The 13,009-nt window shown below is 43.5% G+C and carries 12 protein-coding genes and 1 pseudogene; 9 read left to right on the forward strand and 4 right to left on the reverse strand.

All coding sequences use genetic code 11. The features are described 5' to 3' along the window. The first annotated feature begins 11 nt into the window (after nt 1-11). The 3 genes from ACRRSY_RS15505 to ACRRSY_RS15515 all read left to right on the forward strand — a co-directional run bounded on the left by ACRRSY_RS15505 (nt 12) and on the right by ACRRSY_RS15515 (nt 2,532). On the forward strand, nt 12-839 hold the full coding sequence (locus ACRRSY_RS15505; RefSeq protein WP_432452339.1) for a MurR/RpiR family transcriptional regulator: 828 nt from the start codon (nt 12-14) through the stop codon (nt 837-839). A 176-nt stretch (nt 840-1,015) separates the two neighbouring features. Continuing rightward, nucleotides 1,016-2,020: an allantoicase gene (alc, locus tag ACRRSY_RS15510; protein ID WP_432452338.1), complete on the forward strand. Its 1,005-nt coding sequence runs from the start codon at nt 1,016-1,018 to the stop codon at nt 2,018-2,020. 8 nt (nt 2,021-2,028) lie between these two features. Next, entirely contained in the window at nt 2,029-2,532 is a 504-nt protein-coding gene (locus ACRRSY_RS15515) for an ureidoglycolate lyase (protein WP_432452337.1), read from the forward strand. Between the two features lie 57 nt (nt 2,533-2,589). Here the strand turns inward: ACRRSY_RS15515 and ACRRSY_RS15520 are convergent, their stop codons facing one another. The 3 genes from ACRRSY_RS15520 to ACRRSY_RS15530 all read right to left on the reverse strand — a co-directional run bounded on the left by ACRRSY_RS15520 (nt 2,590) and on the right by ACRRSY_RS15530 (nt 5,071). Further along, complete coding sequence (locus tag ACRRSY_RS15520) at nt 2,590-3,126, reverse strand: NUDIX hydrolase (protein WP_432456160.1); 537 nt, start codon at nt 3,124-3,126, stop codon at nt 2,590-2,592. Nucleotides 3,127-3,229: 103 nt separating this feature from the next. After that, nucleotides 3,230-4,093: a hypothetical protein gene (locus ACRRSY_RS15525; protein WP_432452336.1), complete on the reverse strand. Its 864-nt coding sequence runs from the start codon at nt 4,091-4,093 to the stop codon at nt 3,230-3,232. A 114-nt stretch (nt 4,094-4,207) separates the two neighbouring features. After that, complete coding sequence (locus tag ACRRSY_RS15530; protein WP_432452335.1) at nt 4,208-5,071, reverse strand: hypothetical protein; 864 nt, start codon at nt 5,069-5,071, stop codon at nt 4,208-4,210. Between the two features lie 829 nt (nt 5,072-5,900). Between ACRRSY_RS15530 and ACRRSY_RS15535 the strand changes: the two are divergent. Continuing rightward, nucleotides 5,901-6,023, forward strand: a pseudogene (locus ACRRSY_RS15535) (hypothetical protein); the annotation flags it as partial. Beyond that, complete coding sequence (locus ACRRSY_RS15540; RefSeq protein WP_432452334.1) at nt 6,020-6,565, forward strand: nidogen-like domain-containing protein; 546 nt, start codon at nt 6,020-6,022, stop codon at nt 6,563-6,565. The pseudogene ACRRSY_RS15535 and the gene ACRRSY_RS15540, both read left to right, overlap by 4 nt. Before the next feature lie 211 nt (nt 6,566-6,776). Here the strand turns inward: ACRRSY_RS15540 and ACRRSY_RS15545 are convergent, their stop codons facing one another. Beyond that, on the reverse strand, nt 6,777-7,250 hold the full coding sequence (locus ACRRSY_RS15545; protein ID WP_432452333.1) for a DUF1348 family protein: 474 nt from the start codon (nt 7,248-7,250) through the stop codon (nt 6,777-6,779). 362 nt (nt 7,251-7,612) lie between these two features. Between ACRRSY_RS15545 and ACRRSY_RS15550 the strand changes: the two genes are divergently transcribed. The 4 genes from ACRRSY_RS15550 to ACRRSY_RS15565 all read left to right on the forward strand — a co-directional run bounded on the left by ACRRSY_RS15550 (nt 7,613) and on the right by ACRRSY_RS15565 (nt 12,864). Further along, a complete protein-coding gene (locus ACRRSY_RS15550) occupies nt 7,613-8,197 on the forward strand; it encodes a TetR/AcrR family transcriptional regulator (protein ID WP_432452332.1) in 585 nt (194 codons plus the stop codon). A gap of 260 nt (nt 8,198-8,457) precedes the next feature. Further along, entirely contained in the window at nt 8,458-10,911 is a 2,454-nt protein-coding gene (locus ACRRSY_RS15555; RefSeq protein WP_432452331.1) for an EAL domain-containing protein, read from the forward strand. A 230-nt stretch (nt 10,912-11,141) separates the two neighbouring features. Beyond that, entirely contained in the window at nt 11,142-11,843 is a 702-nt protein-coding gene (locus ACRRSY_RS15560) for a hypothetical protein (protein WP_432452330.1), read from the forward strand. Nucleotides 11,844-12,030: 187 nt separating this feature from the next. Next, the gene (locus tag ACRRSY_RS15565) at nt 12,031-12,864 is read left to right on the forward strand and encodes an N-acetyl-ornithine deacetylase (RefSeq protein ID WP_432452329.1); all 834 of its coding nucleotides are present in this window, start codon (nt 12,031-12,033) and stop codon (nt 12,862-12,864) included. The last annotated feature ends 145 nt before the right edge of the window (nt 12,865-13,009 follow it).

A 13,009-nucleotide genomic window follows, 5' to 3' on the forward strand; every position in this document is an offset into this window, starting at 1 on the left:
GTGAGTGGCCAATGAGTAAATCGGTTTGTCCGTTTAATCAACGAATTGTAGAGCATTACCAACAGCTATCTGGCACCGCCCGAGTGGTGGCCGATTACCTACAGCACCACCCAGACAAGGTTCTCATTTTATCCACCGCAGAAATTGCTCAGGCCTGTAAAGTTTCAAAAGCCAGCGTTAGTCGATTTTTTCGCCAGCTCGGTTATCAAGACCATCAGCAAGTTTGCGATGAACTGCGCCAGCAGCGCGAATGGGGCCAACCGCTGCTCACCAATCAGCCGGGCAGCCATGGCGATAAAGAGGATATTCAGAGCATCAATCAGCTCTATCAACAACTAGAGCCTCTCGATTTCCATTTACTAGTCGAACAAATTAGTCACGCCAAAGCGATCACCATTATTGGCTACCGCAATAGCTACCCTTTAGCGATGCACCTGCGCGAACAACTCACCCAATGTCGGCCAAACGTGAATTTGCTGCCGCTGCCAGGGCAAAGTATTGGTGAAGATCTCAGCCAGCTTAGGGCTGATGACTTAGTCATCGTGATTGGGATCCGCCGTCGCCCCAAATTGTTCTCCGCGCTAATTGAGCAAATTAGTCACTGTAATAGTGTGCTGATCACTGACCAATCGGGACAACGCTATGCCAAAGACGTAAAACACCTATTAGTTTGTCCGATGAGCAACCATACAGCACTCGACAGTTATGCGGCACCGATGAGTTTATTGGCACACTTAAGTAATAAAATTTACGACTATTTGGGCACTGCTGCGCAGCAACGTAGTGCCGCAATCAGCAAGCAATATCAGTTGCTGGATGAACTAGAGCATTATAACTAAGGCAAGTTTTACTCAATCTAGACATCAGGCCTATGCGCCGATGTCATATTAGTGATCAAACTTGGAACTGCTTAACATCGACCATGAAACGATTGCCTCTAGTTATGCTAAATTAGATGCATTTGACTCAAATCTTGAGTCTGTGAACACAACATACAAGAACGATAAGGACAATCATGAGCCAAGTAATCACCGCCAGCGCTAACACCGATGCGCCAGAGTTTAGCCGTCAATTTATCAACTTAGCCGATCACCGCCTCGGCAGCACTGTGGTTGCAGTCAGTGATGACTTTTTTGCCAAAGCCGACCGCATGCTTAATCACCTACCAGCGGTTTTTTATCCTGATAAGTATGACGATAACGGTAAATGGATGGATGGTTGGGAAAGCCGTCGTCGCCGCGATGCGGGCCATGATTGGAGCATTGTAAAACTGGGCGTAAAAGGTATCGTGAAAGGTGTACAAGTAGATACCCATTTTTTCACCGGCAACTTTGCCCCCGCCGTAAGTTTGGAAGTTTGTCATAGCGATCAGGAACAGCCCGACAGCGAAACCCAATGGCAAGCCCTGCTCCCTGCCAGCGCTCTCGCAGGCGACAGTAGCCAGTTTTTTGAAGTGAGCACAGCTCAGGCGGTGACCCATATACGAGTAAATATTTTTCCCGATGGCGGGATTGCTCGCTTAAGAGTATTTGGCCTGCCACAAGCCGATATTCAAAGTGACGAGAAAATCGATTTGGTCGCCTTAGTCAATGGTGGCCGGGTGGTTGGCTTTAACGATGCCCACTACGGTACTCCCAGTAATTTGCTGGCACCAGGCAAAGGCGTCAACATGGGAGATGGCTGGGAAACCCGCCGTCGCCGTGAACCCGGTAACGACTGGTGTATTATCGCCTTGGGTCAAGCAGGCAGCGTTGAAGAAATTGAAATCGCCACCACCCACTTTAAAGGTAACTTCCCCGATAAGTTATCGATTCAAGCGGCGCACATTAGTGACCCGAACGATTTAAGCCTCATTAGCCAGAGTATGTTTTGGCCGGAACTATTGGCAGCTCAGCCACTCAGCGCTGATCATGATCACCACTTCAGCCAAGTAAATCCACTGGGTCCGATCACCCATATTCGAGTTAACATCTATCCCGATGGTGGGATCAGTCGCGTCAGATTGTGGGGTAAGGCATAGGAAGTCATATGGTAAATCACATAGATTTATATCTGGAGCCTCTCAGCCAAAGCGCATTTAGCACCTTTGGCGAGGTGATACAAACCGATGGCAGCGAGCATTTCAGCATCAATGCTGGCAGCACCGAGCGCTATCACAACTTAGCCGACCTACAATGCAGTGGTCGCCACAGTAAAATGATCGCCTCAATCTTTCGAGGGCAAGCCTTTGGCTTGCCTTTAAGTATCAAGATGATGGAGCACCATCCTTACGGGAGTCAGTTATTTATGCCCCTGCAACAACGCCCCTATGTGGTGGTAGTTGCCCCCGCAGGCGAGCTAAAAGAAGGGCAAATCAAAGCCTTTTTGGCACAGGGTAATCAAGGGGTGAATTATCACAGCGGTGTATGGCACCATCCGCTGATTAGCCTTGAACAAGTTAGTGACTTTTTAGTGATTGACCGCAGTGGTGAAGAAGCTAATTGTGTCGAACAAAACTTAAGCCAATCCATCAGGCTATTGTTTTCTGAGTAAGCGCTTTGAATTCGGGCGGCAGCGTATCACGGCTGCGCCCGAGTGCAAGCCAACCACTTAAGCGCTAAGGCTGCAAGCACAGACTAACTCATCACGTATTCGCTGTAATAAGTAGCTTTCGCGCTCAATCGACATGCCTGCTTTGGGGTTATTAGCCAGCGTATCCAGATTATGGGCAATGGCTTGTTCGATGTTCACCCAACGCGGCTGCATCCCGTTGTTCACTTCATAATCTTCTAATGATGTTTTGCCAAGCTTTGGATCAATATTACAGGTGTAGCAATAAGAGCGCATATGCAAGTAGTCGGCGTCCTCTTTATACCAAGGACGATACTCTTCGTAGCAACCAAAAGCGGCAATATCGCGAATGTTTTGCGCGCCAGTTTCTTCGCTCAACTCTCGCACTAAAGCGGCAGTCAATGTTTCATCAGGATTGACCCCACCGCCAGGTAAGCTGTAGTCATGATAACGCTCGGTATACATTAGCAAAATATCATCGCCGCTTAATACAATCGCACGCGCCGCTAAACGCTCGAGGCTACGCCCTCCAAGACTGGCAATTTGAGGATGAACGGTAGATTGAAGAAGACGCATCGAAACAGCAAACCAGCAAACTAAAAATGAGGCGGCAAAATTACCAAACAAAATCGCTGTCCGCAAGCTGCAAGCGCTGCTCAACTCGCAGAGACCATGTGCATTAAGGCTGGTAAATATACTGCTGATAGCTAGGGTCGATGCCCTCGATATAGGGATTATCTAGTCGGAATATTTTACGATGTCTAAGATCCACAAAATCGAGACTTTCGCCATAGTATTTTTTCCATAACGCCATTAGAGAGCCATCGTAATAGGCCTTAAGCAAGCCTTGTTTAATTCGATTAGCCGCATCAGCATTTGCTTTATTGGTGAAAAAAAATCGAGGCAAAGGATAATAAAGCGCAATATGTTTATCGTATAGCAGCCCTTCAATGTTTTGGTGTGCTTGATACTCAGCTAAGAGCTCGTTACTACCCCGAGAAAATAAATCAAAGCGCCCTTTGGCGACCATTTTAAATAGCGCTTGATAAGTACCACCAAGCACTACCTTAAAATTATGATATTTTAAGATTTCACTATCAAGCCACCCAGCCCCCTGCCCAATCGTAAACTCTTTTAATTGCTCAATATTATCCACAGCCTGAAGCGCTTGCTGAGATTGAGCAGAAACAAAAAATACACGATAACCCACAATGCCCAAATCAACGGGGAAATCTGCATAACTATATTGCTTAAGATTTTCAGTTGAGACCGACAACTTAGTAAAAAAATTACTAAACAAATTCCCCTCAACGGACTTCAAGGCTCGACTAGAATTCATTCGAGGCACGAGATCTAGTTTATAGCTGCCATGAGAACTCACCGTTTTCTCTAAAGCAAGTCGAAACAAGGCGATACTATATTCACTACGCGTATCATTCACATGCTCTTTCCCCCGATAAGTAAAGGTTGTGAGCGCAAAAGAAGGTAATGATAATATCAGTAAACAAAGGCCAACTAGGCCATTGCGCAAAAAATAGCCCACGCATACTCCTCAATACATATTAACTATGCTTAAGTGTAATGTTTCACTCAGCGTTATCTTTTATCTCTATCGCAAGTTATAAAATTTCTGGGAGCAATAAATTGTATAAATCAATTAGGGTTGATAAATATACTGTTGATAACTGTTATCAATCCCTTGTAAAAATGGATTTTCAATCTGAAAAATCTTTCTATTCTTCAATTCGACCAAGCGAATACTGTCTGCATAATACTGGTTCCAAAGCTTCATCAAAGAGCCATCATCATAAGCCATTAATAATCCTTGTTTGATTCTTTGAGTCGCTTCAACATTCGAATGATGGCTAAAGAAAAACCTTGGCAAGGGGTAATATAGGGCAAGCCGTTTATCAATCAATAAATCGCCTATCGACTGGTGTACCTGATACTCTGCATAGATCTCATTACTACCGCGAGAAAATAGATCGAAACGACCTTTAGCAACCATCTTAAATAAACTCTCATAGGGACTGCCCAGAATCACGCGAAAACCATTGTGTTTAAGAATTTCGCTATCCAGCCAACCAATACCTTGCCCAATCGTAAAAGATTTAAGCTGCTCTATATTTTCGACTTCATCCAATTTATCTTTTGCTTGCGGCGAAACAAAAAATATCCGATAGCCAACAACTCCTAAGTCCACAGGAAAGTCGACATAACTAAGTTGCTCTAAACGCTTCTTTGAGACCGACTGCTTGGTAAAAAAATTAGGCCAAGTATTCGCTAATGCAGCTTTTAATCCTCGGGATGTATTCATGTTAGGAATAATATTTAACTGATATTCACCATGTGTCGAGACGGTTTTATCTAGTGCCAGACGAAACAGTGCAATATCGTACTCTGCGCGAATATCATTGGGGCTTTCCTTCCCACGGCAGGTGTAAATGGTGGTCGCTAAGCTAGAAAATGATAAGCCAACAAAGTACAGCGTAAGCACCACATACATAAGTAAAGATTTCACAGCGCCTCCTAGTGCCAGTGAAGCCATTCGCTTATTTGAGTATAAGTCAAAAATACAGATATTATTTTTGCCATATTCTCGCCTGATCGCGGTTCAAACAAAATCGCGCCAGGGCTAAGCTCTAGTGCGCTTTGACGGTCCATTTTTAATCTCGACCCGCACCTTGCCAATCAAAGTGAGAAGCAAATATGGCGCGCCTTTCTTACCGAAGAAAAAGAGTTTTTAACCGCCTCGCCGCTCGTTCCTTTAAGCTTAGCCAGGTTTAGTCGGTAACTGACACATTGGAACGCTTCGCAACCCTCTTCACTAGATGGGTAGCAAAATGCTACTGAATGATATCAAGAAGGCCTCAGCAGCTATCAACCGCAAAGCTGTCACTGAAATAAAACCTTACAAACTCATCAATTCATCACACCACATTACAAATGAATGTATCAGTAAAGTTTACAAAAAGTAACTCTATTATCAACAGAAATACCTAAGCGAATGATATTAAATGCATTACTACTTAGAGCGTTTTTACTTAAGAACTTGAAAATAATAAGACAGTAACGGAACTCTTCTTTGAGCATATTAAAAGAAATTAACAAGTGAATAAGAAAATTCTGGCCTTGACCGCTATTACAACGATTGTTATCCAAGCGAGTATGTTGACCAGTTTTGGCGGAGACGCTAGTTATGGCGAGCTTGCCATGCCTGCAGCGATGATAGCTCGTCTAATCGGCTCGACCTTCCCTTCGAGGTTAACTATTTTGGAAATCATGACCAAAGCTTCTTCGTTAATCATAATGGTAAGCTCACCTTCGAAAGCTCACTCAAAGGTTGTACGCCGCAACCCCTTCCGCTTGCGAACCAAGCGATGATTAGGCCATTTGGGGCCGACATAGACACACGTTGTGGCGATTGCGGGTCGGTCTATGTTGGTGGCCCATCCGATGGGTTGTGGCCGTGACCAGGGATAATGTTGGCTACGATGAAAATAATGACAATAAAACCAATAGCTTCCAAGCAGTGCTGATCGACCGATCTGATAAGGGTACAGGCAACTTTAATGTTGAATTTCGCTACGATCACCTAGACTGGACCACTGGTGATGCCTCTGATGGTAGCGGTGATTTTGGTGGAGCACCAGCGCAAGCAGGCGACGATGCAGGAGATGGCAAAAACTACTTTGCCTTATCGAGCTCATTCAGTGCCGAAATTGGTAATTTGGCCACCACTTCCAATACCGATGAAGACAGAGTGTGGCGCTTTGCGATTCGCGAGGGCGCGCTACCCGGAGCCACTCCCGAGAACCCAATTATGCCAGTGGTGGTTAACGGTGGTTGGTCATTTGACTTTAATGTTGGCGTCAATGAACCGATTTTTATCGATCCAGATGTGGCGGTCGGTCATGACTATATTGTTGACCAAGGCCCTAATATGATGCAACGCTCTGGCCTTCTTAAAAGTTTAGCGAGGCCAGAAGTCTTCGATTTTAGCGCTGTCATCTAAATACCTAGTGCCGAGAGATTCATCTTGCACTAAATCATATTTTAGAAGTGACCCCCTCCGCCGACCTCAGAGGTTTCAGCGGAGTTCCACAGACAAACCCGCCAAAATTCACTTTGCAGGTAACACTTGTCGGCTGACCAACTCGGCTCGGGATTGTGCATCCTGCTTTTCCTTACTGAATGATCACGCCTCAATTGTCGATACCATAAACCTACAAACCAAGCTCACTTAGCCCGAGATGCTCGTCTGGTCGACGCCCTAAGGGCCAGTGAAACTTTCGTTCCGTTTCATCAATGGCCAAATCATTAATACTGGCAATACGAAGTTGCATCAAACCATGCTCATCAAACTCCCAGTTCTCATTCCCGTAAGCCCGGTACCATTGGCCATCGGCTGCACACCATTCATAAGCAAAACGCACCGCAATTCGATGATCGCTATACGCCCATAGTTCTTTAATCAAACGATATTGCTGTTCTTTCTCCCACTTGCGCTGCAAAAATGCTTCTATCTGTCCTCGGCCCGTCACAAACTCAGCACGATTACGCCATTGACAATCTTTAGTATAAGCCGAGGCCACCTTCACCGGATCTTGAGAATTCCAGCCATCTTCAGCCACCCGAACCTTTTGTGCTGCGCTCTGCGCGTCAAATGGTGGTAGTGGTAAACGTTGTTCAGTGCTCATTGTCATCCTTCAATATTAGAGATTCATTAGAGTAAAAAATAAATAGCCTGTTGGTGATTTTTCCCTTAGCAAAATTTAAGGCCACGCTTTGATAAGACAAGATCAAGAATAACAACATCAAGCGAACTCGATGGACCTTCTCTGGCAATTCAAAGTCGTACAATTTCAACATGCTTATTTCCCTTGCTGCACCTTTAAGTGCCAGCCGAAGTATACAGACCTGTCTACTTCACGAGCAGTCTAGGAGACAAATCTGTCTACGTCAACTAAATTTTCACGCCACCTAAATGAAAAGAGGAGCCCAAAATCAACTTGTCGAAATGAGAGACAGAACGGTATACTAAAGAAAAACAGGACTTACGATGGCGAGCAGCAAACGAGACCAGCTTATCGATACCGCACAACGACTATTTTACCAACATGGCTTTCGTGCCACTGGTATCGATGCGGTATTAGCTGAGTCGGGGGTCGCAAAAAAAACGCTATACAATCATTTTAAATCTAAAGAAGAGCTAATCATTGCCACCTTAACAAGGCGTGACCAGCAATTTATGGATTTACTACAAGCAGAAGTGAAACGCTTAACGAGCAAGCAAGATTTTGCTCCACAGTTGGCCCCTATCATGGCCTTTTTTGATGGTTTAAATCACTGGATTAATTCTGATAGTTTTTTTGGCTGCATGTTTATTAATGCCTCAGCTGAATATCCACGTCACAATGACCCGGTCCACATCACCTGCGCCACTCACAAAGAACAAGTTATAAACTTCATTGAAGATCTACTCAGCGATTTACAACTCAATCACTCAGCAGCCATCGCTCGCCAGCTCTCAATCCTTGTGGATGGGGCGATTGTTGGTGCGCACACTACTGGTGATTATCATTCGCCACTCGATGCCAAAGCCATTGCTCAAGTGATACTCACTGCTCACCTCCAGTTGGCATAAAAATGCACCTATCACAACACCGACCTGCAAGCCATTTAAAACAACAACCATAGCATTCGATAGCGCAGCGGATAAAATAACAAATCGCTTATTTATTCTATTAACTATTTGATAAAGTGGCTAAAAATACTTATTTAAACAAGTGTAATCATTTTTATCACGACTAATTGACAACAAGGTTATTTACTTCCGTTCAAACATTGTTAAAACTAGCTATAATTTACTTCATTAATACTAATTTGAGCTAAATTCAAAGGAATATGATGGTTGTCGATGATGTTTTATTTCAAAAAGTTAAAGACTTTAGCCCACAGCCTTGGTCAATTGACATCGATAACCAACGATTAAACTGCTCTCGTCAACTCATGAGCGCTCTGGGTTACCCAAAGCAAAACATGCTCACTTTATCCCAACTTTATGCCGCCTTTGAAACTCAACAGTTACAGCTATTAAAACAACATATCTCTGAAGTTCGAGAAACCGGGATTGGGCTGAGCCAAACCACCGTCATCAATACATATAAACATCGTTATATCGCCGAAATAATGATTTGCGACATGCCCAAAAACGGAAATATGGTGAAAGGAACCATTCAATTTACGCAATATTTTCTAACCAAACAGCAAGAACTTGAGTTTCTTAAAAAACTATTTTCTAAGTCTAGCGAAGCATTCATGATTGCCGATGCAAACCATAGTATCTTGATTGTGAACCAAGCGTTTTGTGATGTTACTGGCTACGCCGAACATGAGCTGCTTGGCAAGCCAGCATCGATACTCAAAAGTGGTCGCTACACATTCTCCTTTTATGAAAAGTTATGGCAATACGTCGATGAACATAAAATATGGTTTGGTGAACGATTAGCTAAAACCAAACAAGGAGAAATTTTTGCTCATGAGGGCAGAATACAACGCATCGACTTAGAAGACTCTTCCCATGTATATGTTTCGGCGAGCCACAAACTCGATGTATCAACACATATGTGGCAACACGATAATCTCGAAGAAGTCTCTAAGGTTCATATTCCCGATAAACAATCCTTTATTAGCCTACTAGACGAAAGCTTTAAACAGCTGAGTCATGACATGACCATCATTTGCATTACTTTCGACCTTCAAATGCTACAAACACTCAGTAAACTCACACAACACTGGTTGATATCTCAACGCTTTGCTCGCTTAACCTTTACTGGTCACTTAGGCTTAGTCAACGAAAGTATGTATGCAGCCTATTTTGTTGTAAGCAAGCAAGTCGAGCCGATTGACCAAACCCTAAAAAAAGTCATATTCGTCTTAGAAGGCAATGATGAAAGCAATAACATGGGTTTATCAGCCAACATTACCGCTGGAGTATCAGTACTCTATATCGATGCCAAAAGTCCAACTCAGTTACTCAGTCACTCGGTCCAAGCCTTAATCGCCAACAGCCGTCTGGCAAAGTCCTCACTGTATTATTTTGACCGACGCCTAACCAAACGTTTTGATCGGAAAAATACTTTAGCCACCTTGTTAAAGCAGGCCTTAGCAAAAAAAAATATTGCGGTTTACTATCAACCCATTGTCGATATATCTGAGCTTAAAATAGTCAAGTTTGAAGCTTTATTCCGGGCACAATTAGAAACAGACATAAACTATTCCACCCAAGAACTTATCGAAATTGCCGAAGAATTTAATTGGATAGACAAAATTGATGACTTAGTCACAACACAAGCCTTAAAAGTTTTGCCCTTGCTACAAAAACACTACGCGAACGACCAAATAGGCTTGTCGATCAATCGTTCGGTCAATAATGATCGCATTGCTCACTGCTGCTTAGAAGATACGCTTAAGATCTTAGAACAAAGTAAAGTTGATTTAAACCTAGTCACCCTCGAACTCACTGAATCCGCATATTTCGAAGATTCAAACTATCATGCTAAATGGATTAATAAACTAAAAGCTCATGGCGTTTCTATCGCTCTCGATGATTTTGGTACCGGCTTTTCTTCTCTCTCTTATTTACGTCAGCTTCCAGTAAGCATTGTAAAAATAGACCGTTCCTTTGTGTCTGGCCTTACCAAGCAATCCAATGAATATGAAATGATTAATATGTTGTGTAGGCTAACACATAAAATTGGCGGAAAAATTATTGCTGAAGGCGCTGAAACCGAACAAGAGCTTCACCTATTATCCAGCCTAGGGGTTGATATGATCCAAGGTTATATATTTGATAAACCAAAGAGCTTACAGGACATACTCAGTACCCCAACTCATGGAACTTTCCTACAATTTCAGACGCTACTGTCTCGCGCTAATGCTGAGAATGCACAGGCAATCATGCGGCGTGACTTTCCCAAAATATCCACCGATGACAAACTAAAAAAAGCACTCGAGTCATTTACCAAACACAAGGCAAAGCAGCTCATCGTTATCGAACATAGTCAGTGTCGAGGGATATTACATATCTGTGATGTGAATGCTGCAATTAGCCCTTACCTCAATACCAAAGGAGAGCAACATAGAGACTTAGTCACGCTCAATAAAAGAGTTCATCAAGTGATGAGTAAAAACTTTTTAGAAGTTTCGATGGATACCCCAGTTAAACATTTCTATCCTAAACTCATCGAGGATCCTGATATGGTGGTGGTGGTGGTCGGCTCTAGCGGTGTTTGCGTTGGCGTAATTGCACTTAAAGATATATTAAGCCAACAAAGTGAAATACTTACATGCATCTAGACTTCAGACCTTATTCAAGTATTGGCGTCCACTTTCATACAAATTAACGGATCAATCATCGATTCAATTGAATGGTTATTTTGCCGACAAAGCATCCCCTGCGCAAAACCATATCATTCAACATAGAGTTCAGACCTTCAAACAAGCAACTCACCAAACAATAGTTCTTCTTGATAAATAAGTGCTAGAAACCCGAACCTGTATTCTATACTCATGTAATGAAAACAGGATTGAAAATACCTCTAACCATTTTGCTGGTAAGTCTTTTACTCCCTATCGGGCAAGCCTACCCAGAGACAATAATTCAAGTAGGGACGTTCAACCTCGACCTCGATAATAATCAGGAAGAGCCTCATCTACTTCATCTTAAGCAAGCCGCTAAGGCCTTAAACGTACAACTAGAACTAATACAACTCCCCGATGCGCGCTCGCATCATCTGGCAGAAGAAGGTCAATTAGGAGGAGAAGCATTTCCCTACGACCTGCCGAACCGCCAAGCGAGCAGCATGATGAAAGTAAATGTGCCCATCGAAAAAACAGAGCTTTGGGTATGGGTTCACAAAAGTAACTCATGCCTTAGCGATCATCGTCGACTCAACCAACTGAAACCCGTTGGAGTCAATGGGATCCCCTACTTTGAACTATTTTATCAGCTTTCCAATGTTGGTCATGCAAAAGTACAACATGCAGAGTCAATGCTAGAAATGTTGAACCGTCAACGAGCTGACTACTTTCCAGCATCGAAAAAAGCAGTCGCTTACTTGTTTAACCAAGTTCAACGCACCGATCTTAAAGCTTGTTTTGAACATCCCTATATAGAAATTCAAAGCTACTTCTATTTAAATAAACAATACCAACATCTCATTGAACCATTTGAGCAGCAACTACGAAAAGCCATTCAGCAACATACCGATGATGACACGTTGAAATAACGCCTCCGACCAAGAAGTCAACTTGATTTAAGCGAACTAAACGAGCATTGAGATAGAAAAAACTTAATCATGAGACACGAGTAGCCGCCTAGCCTAGTTAACTAATTTTCTAAAGTTAGTAGTGCCGCAATTCAACTGCTGCTACTGTTATGCCTCAATGATGCAAAACCACAGCAGGAGGATAGGTTTGAGTCGCTCTTCTTTCCAACAATTTCACTGGCATTCGAAACAATTTGCCTTAGCCAGTAATGACATTCATGCTTTTTACCACTTACTCGCCGAACAGATGCAGGGTTTAGCCTTGACCAAAAAGACCCTAGGTCATATTGAAGGCTATCCGCTGGAATTATATCAATCCGCTAATCCTCAACCGAAACTAGCAAATGTTTTGATTAGCGCGGGTTTTCATGGCGAAGAAGCAGCCGGCCCTTGGGGAATGCTCAAGTTTTTATCCACGCTTGACCCCAGTATCACTGAGCAACTCAACCTGAGCCTGTTGCCCTTGGTGAATCCCACCGGATTTAAAGCCGGTCATCGTTTTAATCAATTTGGCGAGAACCCTAACCGAGGTTTTCTTGTCGACAAAGGCCGTGCTAAACCAGCAGAAGATTGCTCGCGGGAAGGACAGCTATTAATCGCGCAACAAGCCCTGCTCAAAAACTTAAGCCAAGATGGGATCCTCACTTGTCACGAAGATGTATTACAACATAATTGTTATGTTTACTCTTTTGAGCCGGAGGCCGCAGCAGGTCCATTCAGCTATGCCTTACGCGATAGCTTAGCTGAATATTTCCCAGTTGCCGCCGACGAAAGCATCGATGGTTGCAAGCTTGAAGATGGTTTGATCCATAATCATTACGACAGCTCGTTCGAATCCTGTTTAGTTAAGCTAGGAGCCAAACGCGGTGCTTGTAGTGAGACACCAGCCTTAGAAGATTTTGATCAGCGCATCAATGCGAATTGCGCCGTGATGCAGCAATTTGTTAGTGCATCAATCGAATATCACACCAAACAAGTCTGAATATTGCCAGACTGAGGGGGATGAATCGTCGAGGATAAGTGTGGACAATATACTGATGGTGGATGTCTGCCAACCAGCCCCATGAAAGTTCGTCATCGACATAGTTCATGGGGCGAACCCGACTGTAAAACTGCCAGTAACAACA

The sequence above is a fragment of the Agarivorans sp. QJM3NY_33 genome, from assembly GCF_050870865.2.
GTDB lineage: Bacteria > Pseudomonadota > Gammaproteobacteria > Enterobacterales > Celerinatantimonadaceae > Agarivorans.